At 33.5% G+C, this 26,001-nt stretch carries 26 protein-coding genes; 16 read left to right on the top strand and 10 right to left on the bottom strand.

What is annotated here, in order from left to right:
* The first annotated feature begins 912 nt into the window (after positions 1-912).
* From ACLHDF_RS31550 to ACLHDF_RS31530, 5 genes are all read left to right on the top strand, one after another.
* Entirely contained in the window at positions 913-2,199 is a 1,287-nt protein-coding gene (locus ACLHDF_RS31550; protein WP_413922274.1) for a replication protein, read from the top strand.
* A gap of 107 nt (positions 2,200-2,306) precedes the next feature.
* Positions 2,307-3,086, top strand: a complete 780-nt coding sequence (locus tag ACLHDF_RS31545; RefSeq protein WP_413922273.1) for a plasmid stabilization protein — start codon at positions 2,307-2,309, stop codon at positions 3,084-3,086.
* A gap of 137 nt (positions 3,087-3,223) precedes the next feature.
* A complete protein-coding gene (locus tag ACLHDF_RS31540; RefSeq protein WP_413922272.1) occupies positions 3,224-3,976 on the top strand; it encodes a hypothetical protein in 753 nt (250 codons plus the stop codon).
* A 310-nt stretch (positions 3,977-4,286) separates the two neighbouring features.
* A complete protein-coding gene (locus ACLHDF_RS31535) occupies positions 4,287-4,919 on the top strand; it encodes a hypothetical protein (RefSeq protein WP_413922271.1) in 633 nt (210 codons plus the stop codon).
* A 425-nt stretch (positions 4,920-5,344) separates the two neighbouring features.
* A complete protein-coding gene (locus tag ACLHDF_RS31530; RefSeq protein ID WP_413922270.1) occupies positions 5,345-5,569 on the top strand; it encodes a helix-turn-helix domain-containing protein in 225 nt (74 codons plus the stop codon).
* A 219-nt stretch (positions 5,570-5,788) separates the two neighbouring features.
* Here ACLHDF_RS31530 and ACLHDF_RS31525 read toward each other — a convergent pair whose 3' ends face one another.
* From ACLHDF_RS31525 to ACLHDF_RS31505, 5 genes are all read right to left on the bottom strand, one after another.
* Positions 5,789-6,361: a DUF2711 family protein gene (locus ACLHDF_RS31525; protein ID WP_413922282.1), complete on the bottom strand. Its 573-nt coding sequence runs from the start codon at positions 6,359-6,361 to the stop codon at positions 5,789-5,791.
* Positions 6,362-6,606: 245 nt separating this feature from the next.
* Positions 6,607-6,969 (bottom strand): hypothetical protein, encoded by a 363-nt coding sequence (locus tag ACLHDF_RS31520; RefSeq protein ID WP_413922269.1) that lies wholly within the window; start codon positions 6,967-6,969, stop codon positions 6,607-6,609.
* A gap of 394 nt (positions 6,970-7,363) precedes the next feature.
* The gene (locus tag ACLHDF_RS31515; RefSeq protein ID WP_413922268.1) at positions 7,364-8,059 is read right to left on the bottom strand and encodes a hypothetical protein; all 696 of its coding nucleotides are present in this window, start codon (positions 8,057-8,059) and stop codon (positions 7,364-7,366) included.
* A complete protein-coding gene (locus ACLHDF_RS31510; RefSeq protein ID WP_413922267.1) occupies positions 8,056-9,189 on the bottom strand; it encodes an FtsK/SpoIIIE domain-containing protein in 1,134 nt (377 codons plus the stop codon). Before ACLHDF_RS31510 ends, ACLHDF_RS31515 begins: the two co-directional genes overlap by 4 nt.
* Positions 9,190-9,201: 12 nt before the next feature.
* Positions 9,202-9,501, bottom strand: a complete 300-nt coding sequence (locus ACLHDF_RS31505; protein WP_413922266.1) for a hypothetical protein — start codon at positions 9,499-9,501, stop codon at positions 9,202-9,204.
* 700 nt (positions 9,502-10,201) lie between these two features.
* Here ACLHDF_RS31505 and ACLHDF_RS31500 point away from each other — a divergent pair.
* The 5 genes from ACLHDF_RS31500 to ACLHDF_RS31480 all read left to right on the top strand — a co-directional run bounded on the left by ACLHDF_RS31500 (position 10,202) and on the right by ACLHDF_RS31480 (position 13,909).
* Positions 10,202-10,789, top strand: a complete 588-nt coding sequence (locus ACLHDF_RS31500) for a hypothetical protein (protein WP_413922265.1) — start codon at positions 10,202-10,204, stop codon at positions 10,787-10,789.
* 413 nt (positions 10,790-11,202) lie between these two features.
* Positions 11,203-11,892 (top strand): glycosyltransferase family 2 protein, encoded by a 690-nt coding sequence (locus ACLHDF_RS31495; RefSeq protein ID WP_413922264.1) that lies wholly within the window; start codon positions 11,203-11,205, stop codon positions 11,890-11,892.
* An 8-nt stretch (positions 11,893-11,900) separates the two neighbouring features.
* Positions 11,901-12,254 (top strand): DUF2304 domain-containing protein, encoded by a 354-nt coding sequence (locus ACLHDF_RS31490; protein ID WP_098980001.1) that lies wholly within the window; start codon positions 11,901-11,903, stop codon positions 12,252-12,254.
* A gap of 1 nt (position 12,255) precedes the next feature.
* Positions 12,256-12,624, top strand: a complete 369-nt coding sequence (locus ACLHDF_RS31485) for an EamA family transporter (protein WP_177564444.1) — start codon at positions 12,256-12,258, stop codon at positions 12,622-12,624.
* A gap of 25 nt (positions 12,625-12,649) precedes the next feature.
* Positions 12,650-13,909: an ArnT family glycosyltransferase gene (locus ACLHDF_RS31480; RefSeq protein ID WP_413922263.1), complete on the top strand. Its 1,260-nt coding sequence runs from the start codon at positions 12,650-12,652 to the stop codon at positions 13,907-13,909.
* A 52-nt stretch (positions 13,910-13,961) separates the two neighbouring features.
* On the opposite strand, the gene ACLHDF_RS31475 is transcribed toward ACLHDF_RS31480, so the two are convergent.
* From ACLHDF_RS31475 to ACLHDF_RS31465, 3 genes are all read right to left on the bottom strand, one after another.
* Positions 13,962-15,362, bottom strand: a complete 1,401-nt coding sequence (locus ACLHDF_RS31475) for a cell wall-binding repeat-containing protein (RefSeq protein WP_413922262.1) — start codon at positions 15,360-15,362, stop codon at positions 13,962-13,964.
* 1,236 nt (positions 15,363-16,598) lie between these two features.
* Positions 16,599-17,081, bottom strand: coding sequence for a hypothetical protein (locus tag ACLHDF_RS31470; protein ID WP_413922261.1), 483 nt, complete (start codon positions 17,079-17,081; stop codon positions 16,599-16,601).
* A gap of 105 nt (positions 17,082-17,186) precedes the next feature.
* On the bottom strand, positions 17,187-18,032 hold the full coding sequence (locus ACLHDF_RS31465) for an STAS domain-containing protein (protein ID WP_413922260.1): 846 nt from the start codon (positions 18,030-18,032) through the stop codon (positions 17,187-17,189).
* A gap of 556 nt (positions 18,033-18,588) precedes the next feature.
* Between ACLHDF_RS31465 and ACLHDF_RS31460 the strand changes: the two genes are divergently transcribed.
* From ACLHDF_RS31460 to ACLHDF_RS31450, 3 genes are all read left to right on the top strand, one after another.
* Positions 18,589-19,656 carry a sulfite oxidase gene (locus tag ACLHDF_RS31460; RefSeq protein WP_413922259.1) on the top strand — a complete coding sequence of 356 codons (1,068 nt, stop codon included), beginning with the start codon at positions 18,589-18,591 and terminating at the stop codon, positions 19,654-19,656.
* Positions 19,657-19,916: 260 nt separating this feature from the next.
* The gene (locus tag ACLHDF_RS31455) at positions 19,917-20,531 is read left to right on the top strand and encodes a DedA family protein (RefSeq protein WP_413922258.1); all 615 of its coding nucleotides are present in this window, start codon (positions 19,917-19,919) and stop codon (positions 20,529-20,531) included.
* 1,053 nt (positions 20,532-21,584) lie between these two features.
* Entirely contained in the window at positions 21,585-21,824 is a 240-nt protein-coding gene (locus ACLHDF_RS31450) for a hypothetical protein (RefSeq protein ID WP_413922257.1), read from the top strand.
* 344 nt (positions 21,825-22,168) lie between these two features.
* Here the strand turns inward: ACLHDF_RS31450 and ACLHDF_RS31445 are convergent, their stop codons facing one another.
* Both ACLHDF_RS31445 and ACLHDF_RS31440 read right to left on the bottom strand, forming a co-directional pair.
* Positions 22,169-22,753 carry a phosphatase PAP2 family protein gene (locus ACLHDF_RS31445; protein ID WP_413922256.1) on the bottom strand — a complete coding sequence of 195 codons (585 nt, stop codon included), beginning with the start codon at positions 22,751-22,753 and terminating at the stop codon, positions 22,169-22,171.
* 294 nt (positions 22,754-23,047) lie between these two features.
* Positions 23,048-23,260 carry a hypothetical protein gene (locus tag ACLHDF_RS31440; protein ID WP_413922255.1) on the bottom strand — a complete coding sequence of 71 codons (213 nt, stop codon included), beginning with the start codon at positions 23,258-23,260 and terminating at the stop codon, positions 23,048-23,050.
* Positions 23,261-23,454: 194 nt separating this feature from the next.
* Between ACLHDF_RS31440 and ACLHDF_RS31435 the strand changes: the two genes are divergently transcribed.
* The 3 genes from ACLHDF_RS31435 to ACLHDF_RS31425 all read left to right on the top strand — a co-directional run bounded on the left by ACLHDF_RS31435 (position 23,455) and on the right by ACLHDF_RS31425 (position 25,740).
* Positions 23,455-24,006: a YhcN/YlaJ family sporulation lipoprotein gene (locus tag ACLHDF_RS31435; protein ID WP_413921132.1), complete on the top strand. Its 552-nt coding sequence runs from the start codon at positions 23,455-23,457 to the stop codon at positions 24,004-24,006.
* A gap of 222 nt (positions 24,007-24,228) precedes the next feature.
* The gene (locus ACLHDF_RS31430; RefSeq protein ID WP_413922254.1) at positions 24,229-24,774 is read left to right on the top strand and encodes an undecaprenyl-diphosphatase; all 546 of its coding nucleotides are present in this window, start codon (positions 24,229-24,231) and stop codon (positions 24,772-24,774) included.
* Between the two features lie 192 nt (positions 24,775-24,966).
* Positions 24,967-25,740, top strand: coding sequence for a TerC family protein (locus tag ACLHDF_RS31425; protein WP_413922253.1), 774 nt, complete (start codon positions 24,967-24,969; stop codon positions 25,738-25,740).
* Positions 25,741-26,001 lie beyond the last annotated feature (261 nt).

Genomic DNA, 26,001 nt, shown 5'->3' with positions numbered 1-26,001 from the left:
TGTTAAAAGAGTTGATGAGGAAGTATGGGGATGATGAATAGAAAGGCCGGATGATTTCACTCGACATAGTCACATATTAATACATTCAAGATTACATGCTAAAAAACAAAATTAGATATCCTGGCGACACTATATCTGATATTTGTAATAGATTCAAATATAAACAAAAAAAGAACGGAACTGCACTAATTTTCTCATAAGTAAGCTCACCACTTGGAGCTCCTACTTTTCCAATAGGACCATTTTCCCCTCACATATTAATAAAAAAAGCAGCTTCTACATTTATAAGTAGAAGCTGCCTTTATCATACTTTTGGAATTTTGCATAGTGTCATTTTTTATAGTCCCTTTTTAGAAAAAGGACTATAAAAAATGGCACTACCTAGAATGCCCATTTACCCTTACCATTGAAGTTGTATTCATTCATTAAATTTCCAAAAATAATAAAAACTACACATCATAACATACTTTAGAATACTTGAGGAGGGGAAACTTTTTCCCCCTCCCCTACTCTAAAAACCTCATATATGATAAAGGTGATTCCTACAACAATATAGGATCGCTCGTAGCTAAATATACTTGTTTTGATATATTTTGCTAATTTTTATTGAATTATGAGACTAGTTAACGCTATAATAAAACTAACAAAAACGTGCGGATAGAAAAAAGACTTCAACTGTTTAAGTAGTGCAGACACACTCTTAAACCGTTCCTCCTAGTTACGGTAGGAAAAACACTTGTCGAAGTCTCTTGTTAATAGAGTTAGTTTTTCTATAAAATAAAACTTATGGTTTTATTTTATATGAAATTGACATCTATTTCAAGGGCTTAGTTCATCAAAATCACGGCATTGTTTTCCTTTCATAAGGGAGACAGTGTCTTTTTTGTGTTCGTTAAAGGAGACGATGAACAAATGACAAAGCTCTTTACCTGCTATTTACAAGATGTAAATACCTTCAATGGACGATTCACATGGTTATGGAAAGAAAAACCGACCCTTCGCAAAAAGAAAGAAGCGTTTTTAGAAACACTTCGTACTTACTTTAAACAACAACAAGTAGCCCTACATAAAGTATTCCCTAAAAAACGGATGGAAATGTTAGATTACGTGATTTATAACCTTGTTGCTACAGGCATTCAAGCGATTCACTCAAAAACACTCATGCAAAAATTTGATGTATCCCAAAGTACCGTTTCTCGCTTTGTAAAATCATTAAAGGAAACACCGTTTATGATCGTGGCACGATATATCAAAGAAGATACAACAGGTGCTCATCCTGATAGCTATGTATTTATCCTTAAAAGCCATACGAATTTTGATCAAATTTGTGATGAAATCTTTTTTGCACACGATACAACAGGTGTACAAACACTTCAACAAGAAGAAATGACAACTCCTGTGACAACTCCTGTGACAAGTCCAGAAAGTGCTGAAAACGTTGATACACCAAACTTTGAGGACGAAAAAGCATCGTCCCCCTTTATTAACCTTGATTTACCTAAAAATCATTTAAATAATCATTTAATATCTGCTTCACAGTCATTTGCGTATATCAAAGGTGTGCCTAAAAAAGTAAATCATGTGTACGCAGGTAAATATGGTCATCAACTAAAAGACTTTTATGCGCGTATTCAAAATGCGGCAAAAGCAGTAAAACGAGATACAAAGATTGAGATTATGAAAGAACAAGTTCATGAAGTTGCTTATACAGCGATTGTAGGCTTAGATAAATATGTCCATGAGGCGAATCATAAGGGTACTACCCTATCACTGGATGAAATGTGCCGTCTTGTTTATCAAATTGCCTACAATCAATTTACAAATCTATCAAAAGAGAATAAAGAAGAACAATCATCTGAGTCAGACATACATACTGAAGCTGAAACAGCAGCACGATTTACGCCTAAACATATCATCCGTAAGGAATTGGTTCCTGCTTGGTTACAAGCTGAACAGGAGCAAAAAGCGTGTACACAAGAAACAGCTATTTCTCTGGATCAACAGCTTGAAATGATCCAATTAAAGCACGATTTAGGGCAAGAACTAACGCCAGAAGAAGAAAACTTATTCCAAGAGCACAGTACTACGTACAGTTCGTTCGAAATGGCGCAGCTGAAACAGGATCTAGGACAAGCCTTAACACCAGAAGAACAAGCTTTATTACACGAACAGGCCCAAATAAAAGGCTCAGTTTCCTAATTCAAACGTGAAGAAATCCCTTGGAAGCTGATGTTTAGTAAGAGTATTATTATTTAGAACATGTTTCTAAATAATTAATATATAAATCTATGTAGGAGGAGATCACGATGCCCCATAAAATGACAATAACAGGATCTGCGACAGGACCCTTACGAGAATACGATCGCTACGTTGCCTTTGATATGCGAGAAAAAGGTTCACCTTCTGCGCCTAAAGGTCTGAAGAAGAGTACGTTTATTTCGTATACCGTGTTTGTTGCCAAGAAAGCCTTTAATAAAACCGGACTGACAAAAAAGAGTATTATGCATGAAAAAATCTTAATTCAAGGGGAACCAACATTAGATATTCCCATTGACGAGTGCCCTGGAGAAATTGGTATCATCTGCTTTCAGATTACCGTTCTCCCGAATAAAAACGATAAAGAAGCCAATGATTCAAAAGATAAAAAAGAAGCGAGACAAGAGGCTTCTAAGGCACAACAAGAGGTTGCAGCTACCAAGCAGGAAGAAGAACAAGATCCTGTTTCTCAGCCTGTAGAAAAAGAAGCGAAACAAGAAGATAAAACTATACAATCAAAAGTGAAAGAAACGCCTGTTCAAGAGAAAAAGGCTGTGCCACAAAAGACGCAGCAACCAACTCAGCCAAAAGGGACACAGGATGTTGTGAACTTTGACGAGATAATCGTTCCCGAAGCCTTCTTAAAGACACGTCCAAACCCTGTGAAAACAGAAGAAGTTGTTGAGTTTGTAAAGCGTACAGGACACCTTGACAAGCCGTTAACGATTGAGAAAGGATCGAAGGTCTTAAAAGATGGCTATCGTCGTTATGTTGTGGCTAAAACGGTGAAAATGAATAAAGTTCCGGTTGTCTATGAATATCAAAAATAAAGAAAATCTAAGGGGGAGCTATGAATATTAAACATATGCTAGAGTTTGGACTGTAAACATGGGCTTATCATCTAAGCTTAAGTTACCCTTATGATTTAGATTATTTATCGCCAGATGATCGAAGATATAATATTTACGTGGCCACTTTAATCCCAAAATTAAGTATAGATGAAGATTCTATCCAATTCTTTGAAAATTATATACGTTTTGACGTAATCGTTGGGACAGGAGAACATACTTCAAGAGAGACACTGGACATTTCTATTTTTTCGGATGATATGCCGGAATTTGATCACAGAAAATTTGAATTTAACTATGAGAAGCCACGTAAAGCGATGGTATTCACAGGTTGGAAAAAAGGCACTATCGAGTTAAATCTTCTTCATGCCTACCGTGAGGATTCAAAGTATTACCTAGATATAGAGATTGTTTATATTGGGCAGGCATTTGGAGAAAATGGAGAGCGCCTTCCTGCTGAAGAGCTGATGTCTGATCCTATATTGCAGAAGGTTGAAGCAGCTCTTTTACGTGAATATCCTGAAAAAGATCTAGCCCTTTTATTATTGGAGTTCAAATCACAATTATTAGAGGAAATAGATAGTGAGGACGAGGATCTAATTCAACTACAAGAGATCACAAAAAATCCTCCTCTGGGATTAAATAATCAAATCTTAAATGCAACGGAAGCAGCTCTAATCAATTATTTTAAACCTGAGTACAATGAGAGGTTCAACAATGATTTTCCTAAGGTAGAAGATCACGGGTTACATTATCGTTCCGCCACTGTACAGGTTCATCCCGATATTATAGGATTAAAGCTATTCTCGAAGGAAAAGACATACCTATCAAATGAGCGTATTGTCCCTTCTCTTTCACACTCGAATAGCTAAAAGAAAATTGATTTAAAGCTACAATTAAACAAGGTCACACTACAAATATATAATAATCTTAAAATGCCTCTGTATGTTATTCTATACAGAGGCATTTTCTTTTTCCTTTTATAATGAATTACTAAATCAACTCAAGCTCACCTTTAGTTTAACTTGAGTTGAATTTATTATTTTTGAACACAACTCTATTTCTCGCAAGTTAAACTAAGGTTAAACTAAATATCGCGCAAATAGCGCTATGATATAATATAAAGGATTCTATACATATACAGAGAATAAGATTAGATATTATATATTCAGGAGGAAGAATATGAACAACAAATACGGTGTATTCGCTAAAGAAGTATATATGCACCTAGATATCAATCCTGCAACCCTTCGAAACTGGAGTTCTATGATTGAGAGTCACGGGTATGAATTTGAGAAAAATCATAAAGGACAACGTATTTATTACCAGCGCGAGATTTTCGCACTTGCGAATTTAAAGACTCTTTTGGCTCAAAGAGAGAGTTTAGAAAGCGCGACAAAAGCTGTAGCAGCAAAGCTTATTGAGGAAAAAAGCGCAGAAAAAGCGATAAGCGCTATTACAGAAAAAGAGGAAGATGAGAATACTATAACGCTATCTAAGAGTGATTTAGATAATTATATTGATAATTTAGAAAGGAAATTTAGTGATTTCATAGCCAAACGAGATGCTTTATTTTTAGAAGAGATGCAAAAACGAGATAAACTACTCCTTGAGGCTATCACTAAGATGCAATTACAAGTTGCTGCTAGTAAAGAGGCAATAGAAACGAGCATTAACGATGATAATAAAGATGACCATAAAAATGAACATACAGATATCATCTTAAATGAAATTAAAGAGTTGAAACAACAAATAAGTGCTTCACAAGCAGAAGGGAAAAAGGGACTGTTTCAGAAGCTTTTTGGGAAGGATTAAAAAGCGCTTCTATCCCTATAATAGCAACGTTCAAAACGCTAAAAAGCGCACAAAAAGCGATAAGCGCTTTTTGAAATTATTCGTTTTCAAATATAAGAGGGACTTGTTTCCAGAGTATAGAAACAAGTCCCTTTTCCGTTAAACTTTTCACTTACAAAGGAATATTCACAACAAAGACCGCCCATTATGTATTAGTGTACAAGGCGGTCTTAACTGTATTCATGCTATATGATTATGACAAAAATATCGACAGTATTCTAGTTTAATGGAATCTTCTCTAAATTTAACTGTAATTTTAGTTACTTAATTAAGCATATGGTCTTTGCCTGTCCTTTATGTGCAAAAGAATGAAAAATAATGCAAAAATATTGTATATTTTGGACTTGATTTGGAAATTATGTTATTAAAAACAGGAGTGTTCTAAGTTGTGGTGGAAAAACCCAAAAAGAAGTAAATTTGGAAGATTTCTAGATCATGAAGGTATTACACAAAACGAATTTGCGGAAAAAAGTCAACTTTCTAAACGTACTATATCAACATTATGTAATGACCGTAAATACGAACCAAGCCCGAAAACCCTAAAGAAAATTATGTCGGTTATAAAGAAAATTGACAAGAGTAAGCAACCAAATGATTTTTTTGATATATAAAAGATAAAATTATTATGCCTTTACATATTTTCTTTGATACTTAAAGGAAATGACCCTCTATTTAAAAAAATAGAAGGTCATTAATCCGTGCCTGCCTGTCAATAGTCAACCCTCGGAAGGTGACATCTCTATTCTTATCCAAAATAAACACAATCTAAACTGTCTATATAAACATATATCTTTATTTCCAGTTAACATAAAACCAGTTATCGGTACTTATTAAATAAACCAATTAAGATATGTTTCTTTGTCACATATTAAAGCTTCAAGATTAAGGGATTTAATTATATCCTCGATATTTGTATCTTTAGCTACAAATAATGTTATAAAAGAATCATAGATCCCCATAAACGCAAAATCCTTATTTTCATCTGTAATAATTGACTCATTAGGAGATAAGTTAGCTATTTCTAACAAAGACATATCATTGACTTTAAATGAACCATTTGTGTCATGAATAGGTTCAGAAAAATATAAAGTATTTGCCCCTTTTGAACAGAGTATCTTTAATAAACTATTTAATATAAATAATGATGTACGATCTTCTTCAGGGTAATAAAAATCAGAATTAAGCTTAACATAGGAAGCTAACTTTTTATATTCATCGCTAGGCGCACCAGTAAGGGTTTGCAACGCTATGGATAATTCCTTGTAGGATCTTAAATTACTCTTAGACATTACTTCTTTCCATGATATTGGTTCCCCAAGGTTAAACATTTCCTCGTCACTAGGATATATATGCTGATAAGAGTTTTCTCTCTTTGATTTTTCCCAACCAGATGGCATTTGAATAAAAAGATGTAATAGAATAGCAGCAGACTTAAAGCCATTAGGTAATTGAGATAAGATAGGTAAATCTCAGTCTAACCGTATATAATCCAACAATATATAAACATCTCCTTTTAATGTACTTAGTTACGTATATTTTATATGTATAGAACACTTACTTCTAGTTACCATAATGTGCATTATCGGAAATAAAAGGACTTTAACTTTTAAAGTCCTTTTATTTAGTGACTTATAGAAAGCTATGATAATTATTTCTTTTCTCGGTAAGCTGAACAGTGTTCATCAGAAATACGATAATTCTCTTTACCTGTTGAAGCTGCTACTTCAACTAATTTATGACCTAATCCGTCCCATACCGCAAGTGTATTTAAAGATACCCATGTTAAATCTCCCCTGGCAAGACGAAAGGAATGGTACTCATTTTCCGTAGTTACTAATACCCTTTTATAAGAAAACTGTTTCTTCTTCGGATTCTTAATTTCTAAAATAAAATCTAACATGTTTTCTTCCCTAGGTACTTGAATAATCCGAGCTATAAATGTTCCATTCGGATTTTTTTTAGTTTTATAAACTTTTTCTGTTTCTATTTCTAATTCTGGCCGTCCCCTCATATTTTCTCCCCCATATACTAATTAAAAAAAGGTAATCTAATTTTAGCATAGGAGCTGTATACGATATACAAAGGTAGTTAACATAATCACTCTTCAAGGAACCAAGCAAACGAAAAAACCCTTATAAATAAGGGCTCTCTGAAGGTTTTTTTTATTGGATATGCGGTTTCTTATACATCTTTGATATGATCAATTTTTCCCGTTCACCCGTTGAGAGGATAATGTATAAGAAACCTACCTTTTATACATATGCTAATTCATCCAAAAATAGCCATAATGGCAAAAATGTGCTATTGTTTACTTGCGGTTATATTTTGGTACTTTATAATTAGCAATCCTACTAAAAAGCTATCTCGCCTGGTAATAACGAGATAGCTTTTTATATTCTTTATCATTATGTGAGATTAATTTTAATCTCACCGGAAGAAGCTGATGTCCTTAGCTTTCCGTCTCTTTGTTGTTTACCCGTACCCTTATATTTCTCCATCAATTCATGAATACTTGCTACTTGTATAATGCGGATATGGTCAGAATGAACAGCATACCGAACAGGCGTAATCAAAATGACGGAAGGGAAGATGGCTGATCGGTCCTCTGGCTGCCAATGCAATGTCTTCCATTCATCTGAAAAGAAAAACTCTTCATAAAGGTTAATCTTCGCTTGCATTTTCTGTTCGGAATACTGATTACGTTGAATTTCAATCCAAAAGGGAGATCCTTTAAAAATACAAAAGAGGTCTGGTTCGATGCCTCCTTTTCGTCCAGTAGGTTTATCCTCCACAATGATCTGTTTAGGCGCACTATACGTGTACATTTGTTTATAGATATCTAGAATTGAAAGGAAATGGAGGATTTTTTGAGAATTCTTTTTAATCTTTGCATCTACAGGTAAGTAGACCGTCGGAGAATACTGCTGTGTGCGTTCAATTAGCCCCAATCGATATAAACGTACCATCACGCTATTACATGCATTTACGGGCGATTTCAGTTGTTTAAAGAATAGGTCAACTAATGAGTCTCGATCCACGGCTCTAAATTGATTAATAAACGCTATGATGTCTTTATCACGTTGAGATAAACGGAAACTCATCGCTGCTCCTCCTTCTCTAATAAACCAAAGATGGATTGTGATGCCACTTCTAGTTCAGGTTCAGGATCTTTCACGAGCGTTTTATAAGGCGAAAGTATTTCCTTACAAGCTCCTTCATCTAAGAAAAAGGCTTGAAACTCTTTGACCTCATCGATCTTAATTTTCATGCGCCCCCTGGCTGCGGCATCGATTTCTTCCGCACCGATTACTCCAGCTACTTTTGCATTTATCGCATCGGCCTGCCTTCCAGAGATCCGAACCCGTAAGTTGGCTTTTAGTGCTGAATTCAACAAATCGGCATCGGGACGCTGCATCGCAATAATTGTATGAACACCTAGTGCTCGACCTTGGCTGGCAAACTGTTGGATCATCTCTACAAGCTCCGTTTCTCTCTTCACTATGGACATTTCATCAATTACCACAACGGTACGAGGTAGCTTAAAAGGCAGCCTGCTTATATGTGTGACCCCGTGCTCTAACAATAAATCGCCTCTTCGGTACATCTCAGCTCGTAATAAAGCAAAAGGTTTTCTCGTATCCTTGGCCTCAAAACAAAGCGCATCCACATGCTCGATCCGGTGGAATAACCCTAGATCTGCTCGTTTGAGATCCACTAACACTAAGCGCAAGTCTTCAGGCGATGTATATTTCACCCATGTTGTGAGGATCACACGCATGAGACTGCTTTTTCCGGCTCCAATTTCGCCCGAAATCAGTAACGTTTCTAAATCAGCAAAATCCCATGAAACGGGGTTTCCATAGATATCTTGACCAATGCATACGGGAAGCTCCATTTTCTTAATATGGGGATGAATGACTTCATAACTATAGTTGAGCATCTTAGGTAGGTGTTTATGATGGACCGTGATACTAAAATTCTTTAGACTGCCATTTACTTCAATGTTGCTGCCTAATACTTGTCGTAGTGCCCATCTTTTTTTAACTAAAAGTTCAGGATCAATGCCATTCACTAAGGAAAAAGTATACCGAGTATAGGTGTTCTGATGATCGATTTGATGAATTTTCGGAAACAGATAGGAGGTACGATCCCCACGCTTTATGACCCGATAAATCTCTGCTGTACGAAACGCTTTAATAAGCTTTCCACGCAATTTTAGTTTCTCAAACATCTAAACCCCTCCTCAAAACATAAATGTCACAAAGAAATAAAATAAGACTCCATAAAAGGTGACAGGTAAGATAAACCGCATCACTTTTTCAAACTGATCGGCAAGATCTATTACACCCAATCGCTCTAATATCTGTTCAATGAAGGCAATTCCTAAGACAATTCCTCCTATGGTTAGAATGGTAGGATCAAGCATGGCAAATGGACTAAAAGGAACAAACGAATAAGCGTTAAAAGGACGAGGTTTTATGGAGGAGGTTAAAGAAGGTTTATGAAAGAAGTTTCGAAAGTCAAACCATTGTGTTTTTCTCATGTTGGCACCTACTTTCATTCTTTTTATTTTTTCGCTTTTCATGTCTCATTTATTTCAGCTCAACACATCCGGTCGCCCCCTTCGCCTCTTCGGCTCAGCTCCCTTACAGATTCCATGAAGAGCTTTACTGAACGAATAAAGCTTGTATTAATGCGGTAACATTAAATAAATAGATACTGGTTAGCGAGTGAAGTAGTGATTCCTTAGATACTATGTAGCTACAGCAGCAAGGTTGCATGTCCACTCTAAAAATAACAAAGATCCCTTACTGCAGTAAGAGATCGGTAGATGATTGTGTAAGAGGTGCTTGACTTATAGGTGCTAGTGGTTGGCCTAGTCGCTTATCTTTTTTATGAAATGGACGAGGTATACAAAGGTGTCCGGAAGACTAAAGGTATTTTCTAGCTCCTAACGCGAAGTTAATAGAGGCAAATAAAAAAGAGAAAGGTACATTTACAGACCTCTGGAAGTAAGCTAAATCACAAGCTATTGTAGCTATCATTACCCTGATCTGGGTATTCAGCATAGTTATACACTTTATCATGATGTACTTCTTGCTGCTTTTCTTAAATACTGATATATAGTAAAAAAGTCCACAACTTAAAGGTATGTTTTTTCTCGCAGTTAAGCAGACAGACCCTTATATTTAGTGTAAGATATCCATATAACTTAAATTTTGTATGTATAGAAAGGGTTCACCATGAAAGTCTTTACAAAAACAACGTACATCTCCATGACAATTGCAACTATGATGACAGCTTGTGGTACAGATACTACTGTTAATTCTGCTAACAAGGCTGAAAAAGTACAAATAATTAATGCAATAAATGGAGAGGAATTTAGGAATGCCAAAATTCTTGAACAAGAAAGAAATAAGGATAGAAAACGGTTAGAGGGAGGAATCTTAGTCTACGGTCAGGGGATAAAAGGTGATTACAGTACTAAATCTATACAAGAGGCTACATATAAAGAAAGTAATAAAAACTTCGGTATAGTTACAGCTAAGATTGAAGTTAAAAATATACGCAAAGATAAGAAGCCTTATGACCTTTCAGAATTTAAGTACTTCGTGAGAGATTCAAAAACGGGTGATACTTTTAAGGGTGAAGCAATTCCGTCTAGCCTTGAAGAGTTTAAAAATCTTCCTTCTAATACAACTATAAAGTATGATATCGCATTTAAAGTTAAAAAGAAGGATAACTTAAACAATAATTATCTATACATTGATAGTGATATTGAACCTTCTTCAAGAATAAGTTGGTACCTCAATGACCTAACTAAAAGATAACAATTAATTAAGGGAGCCGATGGGGCTCCTTTTTCAATTTAATCTTAGCATTTAAAACCAAAGTGAAATGGGGAAATATGAATGTTATGTCCAGATTATAGCATGTTTCTTTCCCGATATTTTTAGGATATTTAACATTTATTAAATAGATCAAGTATCGAAATGTTTATTTTGTGTGAACTATATGTATTGTTATTTAAATTTTAATTAGGCTTATAAACTAAAAAACTAATATTAGGGTATAAAATAACAGATTATATTAATACAGAAATATGTTGAAATATGAAAAATATTAAGTTAATGTTACAAATGGAGTGTAAAAAGAAACATAAACAAAAAAAGAAAAATACAGGCTAATTAACTATATGGGTTCCATTAATAACTAGCATGAATTTTTTATTGGGGTGAAAGTTTTGACAAAGAGATCTCTTATCATTATTCCTGCTTTTAATGAAGAAGCTAGTATTACAGATACAGTAAAGAGTGTAGAGGCATTAAAAGAATTTGATTACATTGTAATTAATGACGGGTCTAAAGATAAAACACTTGAAATACTAGAGAAAAACCAATTTAATTATTTAGATTTACCAGTTAACTTAGGGATTGGTGGAGCAATGCAAACAGGATATAAGTATGCTTTACGAAATAACTACGATTATGCTATTCAATTAGACGCAGATGGCCAACATAATCCAAAAGATTTAAAAAAACTTATCGATGAGATTGAAACAAAAAATTATGATATGGTAATTGGCTCAAGATTTGTTGAAAAAACAGCATATAAAGGGACTTTTATCAGGAGATTAGGCATTTTTTATTTTTATAAACTAATTCATGTTTTAACAGGAAATAAAGTTACAGATCCTACTTCAGGTTATCGAATTGTAAACAACAAAATAATTAAAGAATTCTCTGATTATTATCCGCAAGATTATCCTGAAGTGGAGGTAGTTGTAGACTTAGCTAAAAAAGGATATAAAATCAATGAAATACGAGTAGATATGAACGCTCGACAGGGCGGAGTTTCATCAATAACTCCAATTAAGTCTATTTATTATATGATTAAAGTTACGTATTTTTCGCTAGTGAGAAAGGTATTTTAGGTGGTTTTATGACAGCTGTACAAATTGTTTCGATATGCATTGCTTTAATATTTTTTATTCAGGTACTAATTTATACAAGTAAACACAAGTTAAAGGATCAAGTGGCTTTTTTTTGGATGATGGTTTCTTTATCAGGAATCATTATTGCTATATTATTACCTATTTTTAATAAAATAACTCATAAAATAGGAATCGCGTATACACCTTCTTTACTGTTTTTATTAGCTTTTATTGTTGTTTTAAATATTTTGATTTACCAAAACATTATCTTATCAAAACAACAAGATAAATTAAAGGATTTAACTCAACAAATAGCATTTTTAAAGCATAATTTGCAAACAAAAGAAAAGGATCGTCATTAAAATGAATCTTGTCAATTTTTTATTAATATTAGCTAATACTTTAATGTTAGTTTCGGGTCAATTTTTATGGAAATTTGGCCTTCAATCTAAATCTAATGTTTTTGAATCTTTCTATTCTGTTATCAAATTATTTTTATCTCCCTACGTTCTTTCAGGCCTTTTTCTTTATGGCCTAGCAACTGTTCTTTGGCTCTTCATCCTTACACGAGTGCCTCTAAGTGTTGCTTACCCTATCCAAAGTATTGCTTATATTTTGGCTGCTGTGGGAGCATATTTTGTATTTGGAGAATCAATTACTGTTTACAAAATCATTGGATGTACATTTATTATGATAGGAGTAGCATTTATAGGCTTTACTTCTACTCAGTGAGGCCTAATATGCAAGTGTGTAATTTATGAAGTTAAATAAATATTTAATAGCTATCCTTTTATTGGGGTTTTGTTTAAGAATATTAACATTTTTTATATATGGTTATGATTTAAATTTACAAAGTGACGATGCGAACTATCGTGTTAGTGCTGAAGTCCTCTTAAAAACAGGCATGTTAACATACGTAGAACATACAATTCCAACTGTCCATATTATGCCTGGACAAGTTTGGTTGTTGTCGCTACCTATTTTGTTATTTGGGCCTGGAAATGCTAGCCTAATCGCTACAAAAATTATGTTTATTCTCTTGGGCACATTAAGTATATATCTTCTATATAAAATTGGGGCTAAACTATTTAATGAAAAAGCAGGATTAATTGCAGCCTTTTTATTAGCTATCTACTTGCCTCAAGTACTTATGGACAACATCACCTTAACTGAAAGTCCATTTTTACCTGCCTTTCTGGCTCTTATTTATTTTAGCCTTAAATTAGTAGAGAAGAAAAATATGAGTACATTCTTAATCATGTTACTGTTTTACTTTATAGCTTTATTTTTACGTGTGCAAATTGCTTTATATCCTGTATTTTTGTTCATTTATTTACTAATTAAAAAGTATCCCTTTAAGCTCATGATGAAACAGTTTTCTGTGAGTGTAGTTCTACTATTGATTGTTATGGGACCATGGTGGATTCGTAACTATGCAGCCTATAATCAGTTTATTCCTTTAACAGGAGGGAGTGGAAACCCTCTTTTATTAGGAAGTTTTTACGGTCAAGGAATTACCCCTGGAAACTATTCAGAGATTGTTGAACAAATTAACAAAGAGCATCCTCACGCAAATAAATATGAAATTATGGAGGCTCAAAAAGAAGTAGCCAAGGAGAGAATTAGCTACTGGTGGAAACATAATCCGAAATATTTTATAAAGAGTTACCTTTATATAAAACCACAACTGTTATGGCATAAAGAATATTTTCCAAAAGAAATCTTTTTACCATTCGATGTTGTTAATAAAGCCGGTAACTACTTAAAAGTCATTGGGTTTGCTTCATTGATAGCAGCGTTCTTTCTACTGAAGAAGCAACGAAAAGAGCTAATCTTTATAGCTTTATTGTTGTTTTTCCAAACATACTTCAACAGCAGTATCCTGTCTTTTAACAGATACGCTTTACCGATGATGCCTTTACTCTTTATGGCTATTGGAGGTTTAGGAGGGTACTTAATTATAAAGTATAAAAGTAAATACTTAGAATCCTCTAGTAATAGTAAATCTACGTCATAAATGACTAATTATATAAAAATAACCCCCAACTTTAGAAAATTGGGGGTCATTTTTATTCAAAAGGCACAGAAAGACTCATATAAGTCACTTTGTTAGAATCAGGATCAATATCTACACTAAAGTCGTAATTTCCTACTTCATAGTAGAATGTTTTAATACCATCTTCAGGGTAATATTCTGAGTCTTGAGGTTTACCTAATGCACTGATAAGTTCTGACTCATTCATATTAATTTTGTCTTCGTATGCATCAATATAATCTACTTTTTTAGTTTTATAGTCAAAGTAATAAGTAAAAACGTCATAGTCATAATACAAAACTTTTTCTCTAGAATTATCGTACACTTCAATTGGTTTACCAAACTTACTAACTACTTCATTTGCAGTTGCACCAATTGCTACATCCATAGTTGGTAACTTACCTTGCTTAAGAAGGTCCTTAGATAATAAAGTTTTTGTAATATCTACATCATAACCGAGACCAGTTAATACGCTATCTGTAAGTGTACCAGATGATCCTAATACATACGTAGGAAGTCTATCTGTTGAAAGATAATCTTTTACCGTTTGGTTCGTATTTGTTGGATGTGTTAAAACAATTTTTGCATGTAACTTATTAGCTAGTCCTCCAGCAGCCACAGCATCTGGGTAGTCTTCAGACGTTGTTTTTACCGAAGTACCCCTAACTAGGATTGTATTCTTAAATGAGATAGTAGAAGCTTTTAAAGCAGCCACGTTTGTAGAGAAACGATCTCCACCAGCAATACGTTTAACCGTTTTGCCTTGTTTTGTAAGTTGATTTTGTACATCACTACTCACTACACCTGTTGAGCCGTAAATTACAACGTTTTTAACAGTACTAGGTAGAGAGATAGGTAAATTATTTGTTCGTGTAAGGTAAATAGGAACCTTATTGATTGCAGACTCACTTGTTGCAGATAAGGCATCTACTACTGTGTCTCCGTTTACGACAATTGCACTTGTATTTTTAGAGGTGCCAGCTTCTTCATTAATTTTCTTAGCTGTGTCAAAGCGATTCGCACCAGATAATCTAGTTACAGATTTGTTGTTTGCTTTTAATGTATTTTCAACACTTTGGCTAATCGCTCCTGTGCTTCCTAATACATATACTTTCGTTGCTCCCAAACGATTGATTTCACTTAAGACACGGCTGTCTAAAGAATTTGTGTTTGTTAACAAAATTGGTGCATCTTTTACACCTGCTAAACTTGCAGCAGATAACGCATCTACTGGATTATCCGATCTTGCAAGGATAACAGCTTTTTCAGAACTAGTTAATCCTGTTGGCCATCCTGTTTTACATATTTGAATAGCAGTATCCAGTCTATCTTTTCCTGATAACCTTACATAATCTTTTTCAGCTGCTTGTGCATCTTTAAGGTCCATAGATGTTAAAAGACCAAAAGATACAGAAAACGCTAAGGCCGATGTCAATATTTTTTTCATAAAACTTCCCCCATGTATTATATATGTAAAAAACTAAGAGTATCTTATCACTTAATGTTGGAAAAAGAATGGTCAAATAGACTTATTTATTCTCTTTTTTAGCATTTTATTACTCTATTTGTAAAATTTATGGTTAGGACTTTTTTAACTCATAAAATTACATATACTTTAAATAATTCTTGGAGGCGCAAATTATTAATTTTATAATAAAGGTAAACAAACCACGTGAGGAAAATTAGGGCTTGATAGAACTACTAAAGAAACTTAAAAAATTATCTACGGTTAACCAAGAAGAGGGTAGGATTCCACATATCCATAAATTATGTGATGCTTGTTACGGAACAGGGTTGGAGGATCTATTTTCTACATGTGAATTTTGCAATGGCAATGGATTATAAAGAATATGTTGATTCACTATCAGATTAAATTTGTAGTCATTTTATATGTTTTAAAATTATAAATAAAAAGAGCGTAGGATCTTTAATAGCCTTACGTCTTTTTATTTAGGGACCTTTATCCTGATTTTTTTGAATAAATTCCCTTTTTTACTATTTAGATACTCATTTTATGTTTTATTCCTCTTATTCTACCAGAACCGTTCGTAAAAGTATGTGATTTTTAAAAAACGTTCGTAATTTGTTTTAAAACTTAAAGGGATGTTAAAAATGATAGATTTCTTATATAAAAGAAAAGTCCGTAAAAGTACACTTTTACGAACAAGAAATTTAAATTTATTACATAATGTTAAAGTAATTATTATCGTTAACAAAATAAAAAGCCACCTCATCCTATTGGCATTGGAGTAAGGCAACTTTTTAAGGGATACTATGAAACATAATTGTTTTAGCAAATATATTTTAACATATTTTTGCTAAAAAGACTATATTTTTCTATAGGAGCATATGCATAAAACATGCGCTTTTTATACATTTTTTTCTCGTTCGTCTCCTACTAAAGCGTTAGTGTGTCAAAGATGTATAAAAAGCTGCATATCCGATAAAAGCCATACTACTCCGAACCCTTGTCCTGCATGGATTCATTTTTTTGCTTGGTTTCTTTAAGAAACATTATGTTAACTAAGGATGTATATTATATGCAGCTTAAAAAACAGAAAAAACTACTGAACAGGGATCAGTAGTTTTTCTTAATACATGTTGTCAACTCAAAAAGATGAGGATTTCCAAAGTGATGCTTCACAGCATCTTGTGTAGTTTGTTCAATATATTAAATTTTATTTATTTTTGTAAGAAGTTTATTTTCTGCTTTAAGCACCCACTTATAATAACCTAATAAAATTAGAAATAAGATAGGATTGACAATAGCTGAATACCATAGTTTCCACCACCCATAATGAAAGTATCCCCATGGTTCAGGAAGCAATGTCATTAATTCATAAATTAAAATGGCAATGACCCATATAACTAGATAACCAATTTTGTGCCTTATATTTTTTTCAAACGGATACCAATTTAGAAACAACATATTCACAGGTGGGAGTAGTGCAAGGTGAGCAGGTATTGCTTTCCAGTCAACTCCTTTTGTAAAGTACCAGTAACCATGATATTTAATATTAATCATAAGGTCGAAAATCTGTTGAAAAGCTATAGTGAACGTCCAAAGGTGAAGGATTTGGTTTAAGGTTAATCTTATGTTCGTTCTAAATGCAATAAGATTAAACAGGATAATAGCTATTATAAGTCCAATCATATTTTTTCCTTTTTGGTATTATTTTTCTCTTTGTAGCTTACCTTTATACTTCTAAGTAGAAGAAAAGCGGGCTTAAGCCTGCTAGTACTGTCTTGATAAGAGCATTTATTCTAAGGAATCTATGGTTAAATTTAAACCAAGAAGCGCTTGTTCTAGATTTGCTTTTATGGTTATTTTACTAAAGTCAATTCCAAGTTGGATCATTGTTTGGGCAACTTCAGGACGAATACCAATTAATATCGTTTTTACCCCAAGAAGACCTAACGCCTCTACAATTTTAAAAATTTGATGAGCAACCATGGTATCTATAATCATCACACCGGAGAGGTCGAATAGCATGTGTGATAATTTCAGTTCATTTGCTTTCCTTAATGTTTCTTCTAATAAAAGCGTTGCTCTTTCCGTATCTACCTCCCCAATGAGAGGTAGAATAGCAATACCTTTGGTGATTGGAACCACAGGTACTGATAATTCAAGGAAAGCACTCTTTGCTTTTTTTAATGTTTCATGATGAATATTTACATAAGTTAAACTAAAAGCAAAAACAGCTTTATCTAATAAGGGATCAATAATTGAGCTTAATTCAAATACTGTATCTATAGACATATTCTGCTTTTTTATTTCTTCTTTAAGTATTTCCCATATGAATGTTCGATAATAGGTTGTATCTTCTAAGGCCTCACTAAGAGAAACGCCTAAATTTGATGCAAATTCTCCTGATTGGTTCCCCCATTTTACTATTTGATCTAACATGGTTTTTTGATCGAGTTTTTCCATGATAGCCCGTCCAAAATAGCTGATGAAATTTGCTCTCAATTCAATAATTTCTTCATTTGTAAGATTGGCATCCTTTATTTCTTTAAGGTCAGCCATTCTATTCGTGTGTACCATTTTTGCAATCTCATATTTTCTCTCTAAGATTTTCTCTCCTAGAAAGTGCAAATCATCCATTATAATTCGTCCCCCGAGCTTAACTTCTCTAAAAAAGTAGTTTTAACTATTTTATCATTTAAAAGAAAGGCTGCATAATTAGGAGTTGAAGAAAGCTAGAATGTTCCAAGGATAATAAAAATCTTTTTACTTAATTTTTTTAGTTCCGGGAATTTACATGAGGGTAACTACATTTGTATATCGTATTCATTAACAAACTCAGAAAGAAAGCTGCCAAGGAGGGCAGCTTTCTTTCTCATAGGACTGCAGTAGAAGACGCTGTTCAGACATTTTGAATAGTTTACTCAATATAGAAAAAACTCATGTACAGGAAGACAAAAAAATTAGTGTTTTCTTAAATTTAGTATTTTAGCAGCAGTGTTCAAATGTTTTCCTGATTGTTCTAATCGTTTTTCTATAAGGTAAGTAAAAGTGAAAGTGATTTTAATAAAAATAATTTATTAATTATTTTCATTAAGAATATAAATTAAAAAAGGTTGATATGAATTGGAAATCCATAATATATAGATTACATATTTAAGTAATCTATTAAAACAGATGAAAAACGGGGTGTAGGATGAAAAAGGTAAAGGGTTCTAAAGTAAGGGCTAATCTAATTACGAGGAGTTTAATTCCAGAAAATAAGGAGACACCTATTCAATTTTTAAAAGATGATAGTGTAAGTGAAAGACTGTTTTATAGACGCAATCATTTTTCTTATCCAAATTTTTTATCTTCCTTTTATTATTTACCAATTGAAGGGTTCGTTTATTCTCCTAAAACATTTTCGATGCAAGAAATTCTAACACTTCCGCCTAAAACATTAAAAGTTGTACTAGAGTGTGCGGGGGATAAAAGAGACTTATTTAAACCTAAAGTATTTGGTGAACAATGGGAAAAAGGCGCTATCAGCCAAGGGAGTTGGAAAGGTGTTCCCTTGAGAACTTTACTGCAGTTTACTGGATTACAGGCAGATGCAAAAGAAATTGTAGTGGAAGGTTATGATGTTGGAGAAAGAACGGATTCCGATGAAATTGTTCATTTTTCTAGGAGTTTGTCTCTAGAAAAAGCTCTTGATCCCAATACCATTATAGCCTATGAGTACAATGGACATCCTATCCCTTTTAAGCATGGCTATCCTTTACGATTAATTGTTCCAGGTTGGTATGCCATGGCTTCTGTGAAATGGATTAAACGAATTAAGGTAATTGATAAACAATTTAAAGGTCCTTTCCAAACTGTTGATTATGTTTATTATCCTCATGATGAAAATGATAATGAAAATTTTCCGGTTACAACTATAAATGTAAATTCGACCATCCAAAAACCTTTAGATATGCAAATATTAAATACTGGAATTCATGAAATAAAAGGTATTGCATGGACAGGAGTTGGAAAAATCACTAAAGTCGATATTAGTCTAGATAATGGTGCAACATGGAACGCATGTCAATTTACCTCTTCTACTGAAAAACATGCATGGACTCATTGGGCATATATGTGGGAAATAAAAGAACAAGGAGAATATACCATACTGATAAAAGCTACCGATTCTGAAGGAAATGTACAACCAGAGAAACCTATGTGGAATAGGAAAGGATATGGTTATAATGCCATTGAATGCATCAAAGTGAAAATTGAATAAATGGTATCAACAATTAAAGCTCAGAGTATCACTCTGGGCTTTAACTGTGAAAATATCTAATATCTTAATAAGTATTAGAGAGTTTATTTGTATATGGGAGTAAATTGGATATATTGTTATTCCTATAACCATATATGGTTTAAGCGTACCTTCTTCTAAGACCTAAGATGTAGATAAACTTGCTTCTTCAGCGTCTGTTTGAACATTTAAGGCTTCTGTATACTTAGGATATACATACAAAAATAGTTGGAGTGAGAAGTATGACAGAAACGACATTGATTCTTATAGAAGATTGGGGTATCTGGGGTATGCTTCTTTCCCTATTTATTGAAGGGAGTGCATTTCCCTTTATTGGCACATTTTTCATTGTAACAGTAGGTTTTATTTTAGATTTGTCCTGGTTCGAAATTAGTGGAATTTCGCTATTAGGAAGCTTCCTATATGCTGTAGGTAGTTACATTCCTTATTTTATTGGATACAAATTAGGAAACTCCTTGGAGAACAGGTTAAGTCCCACGAAAAGAGCAGGACTGGAAAAAGCCAAAGCTAATTTTAACAAATATGGCATCTGGAGTGTAGCAATTTCAAGTCCCCTTCATTTAGGGAATGTTGTTCCTTTCTTATCTGGCATGTCGAATATGAATCTTCGATTGTATACGTTACTAACCATAATTGGAATTGCTCCGACAACCTTTCTGTTTTTGAGTATCGGTCACTTCTATGATGGCGATACAGAGACCGTAATTAAAACGATTACAGACTATCAATCGCTGCTTCTTATTGGCTTTGTGATAATTACTGTTGTATATGTAGGATGGAAAGCACGTGGCCGCCGTCAAAAAAAGAAAGATGCTAAGAACGAGATGGTTGGCTAGAGGAACGAAGAGTTACCAATTAACTTTCATTTAAGTCAAATTATTCATTGAATGAAATACTAAATAAAGTAAAGTTATCGAGCTGAATTCTATAACTTTTATAGACAACATCAGAAAAACGCATGTTCAAAATTATAAAAAATCCAAGGATGATTTTAGAATGCCCTAGGGTAAGCTCTAGCTTTTTATTAAGGTTCAAACATATTTTAAATATGAAAAACTATAGCAAATAAATAGTATTGTACCTTTTCCAAAATGACTATTTCTATAAGGACTAGCATATGTATAAAAGGCAGACTTTTTATACATTCTCCTTCCACCTGGATCTTGGGACAAACCAGTCATATCAAGGATGTATAAAAAGCTGCTTATCCGATAAAAGTCATCCTACTCCGAACCCTTGTCCTGCATGGGTTCATTTTTTTCTTGGTTTCTTTAAAAGTGCTTATGTAAACTAACTTTGTATATCATATACAGCGTAAAAATAGAAAAAACTACCCCATGAGAGTAAGGTAGTTTTTTCTGCTACATTTGTTGTTTGGACGATGTTTTGTGACATCATGAGTAGTTTGCTCAAAATACTATTAAATATCCGTTTATATAAGAGTAGAATATAAATTATTTTTTATAAGTTGTTCGGACTAAATAATTTGTGAAGAAGAGAATAATAAAGGGAACTATTGATTCTTTTCAAAGTTTTTTTCTATACGTGCAAGATTATAGCTGAAATTATGATCAAAATCAGTGTAAAAAGAAAATATTAAAATACTGAGACAAATAACACCACCAATTAAAAAGAATATAAATTTAAATAAATTTTTCATTTTCTCATTGGTCCTTTTTATTAGGATTTAAAGCTTTATTAGTTTTTTCTAATAACTGCTTTCCTTTTATGCAGAGTTATTACTTATTTCCAAACAACCTAATAATCATTCATTGGCTAGTTTTATCTTTATTAGTTTCGCTACTAATTTATAGTGTATATCTTTTAAGAAAAAGAACACAATAATTCTCTAGAATGGGACTTATATTAGAGAAAGGATTTATTTATAAATGAGCAAAAAAACCTCTGAATATGTCATCTTTATTTTGTGGTTTATTTTTCTGTTTACTCTATGGGCACTTGTAACGTTGTTAGAAGGTACAAATGGACAATGGTGGTCTATTCTTCGGTTAAATCCCGAAGTACCTGAACCATTTGCTCTAGAGTTTTCGTATCTGAAAATAATCATTGCAGCTATTTTGTCTTTCATGCGGGCTTATTTTATAGTTTTATTGCTAAGAAAGAAATAAAGCCTCTATTTATCATATAGAGGCTTTATTTTTAAGTGCTTATACTAACTAACTTCGTATATGATATACAACTAAAAAACAGAAAAAGTGTTTACTGATGAAGAAACCTACTCTTCAGTAGTTTGCTAATGATATGAGGTTACCACATAGAAAGTAGTAGTAATATCCCTGAAAAAGCATGCTTAAGCCTGCTTCTGTAGCTTCTTTCATAAAGATAACGTTTAATATGTCCTAATGGAGCAAAAAACTATAGTCTGTACTTTTAAAAACGTAAGACTTTTTAGTTTTAAATGCTCCTTATAGAACATCAAGATCCAATAAGCCTGTTAAAAAAGGAAGAGAACCTAACTGTCTCGGAGCTTGTTCTTTTCTTCATAATACCTTGCATATAGAATAACCATTGTAAGCCAAAATCCACTAATAAGGTATCCACCAATAACATCACTTGGATGATGTACGCCTAGGTAAATACGACTTAATCCCATGACTAAAATTATAGTGATTACTATTAAAGTCAATAGAACTTTCATATTTTTATTTTTCACATGCCTCCACAGGATGTATAAAAGGAATCCGTAGAGAACAAAAGTGTTCATAGCATGCTGGCTCGGAAAGCTGTGACCATCGACCTCTACTAAATGTCGCCCGTTTGGTCGTGAACGATTTAGTAGAGGTTTTAGTCCTTCTCCGAGTAATCGCTCTCCTAGCATGGTAACAATAAATAAAACAGACATAAGACCATCTTTCATCACAAAATAGAGGTAAAATAACACTAACAGCGATACCCCAATAATAAAGTAGGTTGATCCAATAAAATCAAGAAACTTCATTACCTTTGTTAAGAAAGAGAAGTGATTTTTATGAACATTAGATAATAACCACTGGTCAAATTTATCTAGTTTTTCTAGTTTAACTAATATGGAAATCATAACGAAACTACTAAGTAATATTAGCGCCGTAATTATAGATAACTTGAATCTAACTAAAATTTTCATGTCAGCACCTTCAAATCTATGTGAGTAATAACAATGTGTTAGCTAAGGGTGTTTGTTCTCGTCTATCGTAAATAAAACATGTTCATTCTACTTCTATGTAATTAAGTCATTAGTGTTTATTCTTTGTGATTATTAAAGGCTTTATGTAGTAAAAACTACATAAAGCCTTTAATAATCAACCGTAACTCAATTGCTATACAAAACATACTATTGTAAATACAGTTTTTATCACTTAGATAAACCGTTTTTCATCTGGTTTCTACTGATCATTGTTTGCATAGTTGGTGCCCCTGTTTTATTTCCATTTCCTCTTGTTATCAAAATCACTAAAGTCCCAATTCCTATGCTTAAAAGTGACAGTAGCATGCCTCTGTTATTATTTTTCTTTCCAAATAGGCCATTAACATTAAATAAAGAAGTTAGCTGCTGTACATTATTCATTATGCAAATCCCTCTTTGATAAGTGTTTGAAAGAAAGCTCTCTTCCAACATCTTTATTTTTTGTCAATGCTTCATATATATACTGGGAAAACGATGCTATCGTTACTTGGGTTTTCAAATTATTTCCTGTAATTATTTAAAAAACCAATGTAAACCTTAATACATATATGACTATTAGAAGGAGTGAAAAAAGAATGAAGGCAGAAAAATATGTACTGGGACTCTTATCAGCTATTTTATCAGTAGGATTTCTTTTTGGTTGTAATGATAAAAAAGATGAAGCTGAGCCTGATCCAACTGAAGAACCGTCTGAACAAAAAGCTCAAAATACTCGTGACAACAATGATCTACGAGACGTGGGATTTCAACCCGACGGTGTTCAAAATAATAATGTAGATAATAATAATCAGACACGATTAGACGTAGCTGATAAAGCTGCGGATCGTATTGCTAAATTAAATGAAGTAGATACTGCGAATGTGATTGTTACAAACCAAAATGCATACGTGGCTGTTGTTTTAAAGAATGAAGCAAACGGGGAGGTAACCGACCGTTTAAAAAAGAAGATTTCAGATCAAGTAAAAGCTACAGATAAAGATATTCGAAATGTGTATGTGTCATCCGATCCTGATTTTGTGAATCGTATGGAAGGGTACGGAAATCGAATTAATGAAGGTTCGACAAGAAATGGCCTATTTGAAGATTTTACTGAAACCGTTAAAAGAGTATTCCCTAACAATCGTTAAATAAAAATGATGAGATATAAAAAAGCAATTTTTTATGTTTTAAAAAGAGAGACCTCCTTATAGATTAAGGAGGTTTCATATATGCTTCTCTCTCTATTATAAGAAATGACTTAATAGTTATTTTTGGTTCCTTTTTTGCTATCATAGGAGCGTTAATTATGTACTGAGTTCTTCGTTAGGAAAAAAGGGTATGTCTATCTAAAAATGAAGGAGGAGATCATCATGGATTACAAAATATTTAGGATAATCAGTCATCTGGCTGGTCGCTATTCTGTATTAGATATGCTGATGATATTGATTTCAAATAAGATACGTTATTTATTCGCTTTCGTATTAATGTTGATGTGGTTTCGGGGCTATTCACAAAGAAAAGTGACCGTATATGCCATCATATCTGCAACTTTTACGTTGCTGATTAACATGTTAATTAAATGTTTTTATTTTAAGCCTCGTCCATTTATGAAGCGCCGTGTCGGCATCCTTATTCCTTCAAAAATGAACTCCGCATTCTTAAGTAAACATACGTTACTTACAACTGCTGTAGCCACTTCTATTTTTCTGCATGAACGTGTTCTCGGGTCAGTTATGTGGGGACTGTCTTTGTTAACAGGATTCTCAAGGGTTTGGGTAGGGCATCATTATCCTTCTGATATTACCCGAAGCCTCTTTGTTGGTAGCTTGACAAGTATTATCGTTGAGAAAGTTTTTGGTTCTCTAAAAATAATGAACCGAAAAACAAAAAAGTGTTATGCTCCAACACGTAAATGATAAATTCCTAAAGCTCTATACAAAAATTCAAGAACCTGGTTTTTTGTTGAGATTTTAACCACTCGTCTACAGAGGAGTAGTGTTAAAATAATGAAAGTCCTCTTCTCTAGGATTGTCTCTGGTATATATGGTCATTCTATTGTAGAAAAAACCTTTAGTTAACAGGTTTCGCTTTAGAAAGGAGGAAGGTGGATGGAATCTATCTGGCTCGAATACGCTTGGGCATTGTTAGTTCTAATCGGCTTAGAAGGATTATTATCGGCGGACAATGCTCTTGTACTAGCCGTTATAGCCAAACATTTACCCGACGATCAGAAAAAAAGAGCGATTAATTACGGAATTCTTATGGCCTTTATCTTTCGATTTGCAGCTCTTTTTGCCATTTCATTTATTGCCAACGTCTGGTGGATACAGGCGGTAGGAGCAGCTTATCTTCTGTATTTAGGTTTAAAGCATGTGATTAAGGCCCGGTTCGGGAAAGATAATGAGAATATTCATAACGATGATGTAAAGAAGTCTGCTGTAAAAGGTTTCTGGCCTACAGTAGGGAAAATTGCGTTAGCTGACCTCGCTTTTGCAGTGGACTCAATTTTAGCTGCGGTCGCTCTAGCCCTTGGTCTTCCGGATTCTGAACTTGGTGACATCGGCGGCATGGATGGGGGACAGTTTGCAGTTGTAGTTCTTGGAGGGATTGCGGGACTTATCTTGATTAAGTTTGCAGCGACCTGGTTTGTGCAACTCCTTGAAAAGCGACCTGCATTAGAAACCACAGCCTATGCTATCGTTGCCTGGGTAGGTGTCAAACTTGCTGTTATTACTCTTGCTCATGAGGATATAGGTGTCTTAGACCCACACTTCCCCCATAGCACCACCTGGACACTAATCTTCTATGGAGTATTAGTTGGCATAGCTCTATTCGGTTGGTTTGCACCAAGCAATAAGTCATTAAAGAAACCTTCAGCTTAGAACATAATTAAGAACAATGTACAGACATAGACCAGATTTCTATTAGGCATTATTATGTTTCATCATCTTATGAAAAGCATATATCATCAATTATCTTTTTTTACACCCAAAAGAGCTAAAGTGTTAACATTTAAAAACATGTTCGCGCTCTATAAAAAAAAGTGAATTTTTGTAGTTCATATGTGGCTATAGAGTGCATTAACCTAAACAGGCTTAATGCACTTTTTTATCGGAATTATGGCACAAAAGAAGAAGGGTAAT

The sequence above is a fragment of the Priestia megaterium genome, from assembly GCF_046599315.1.
Taxonomy (GTDB): Bacteria; Bacillota; Bacilli; order Bacillales; family Bacillaceae_H; genus Priestia; species Priestia megaterium_F.
This window is presented reverse-complemented; position numbering and strand designations above follow the sequence as displayed.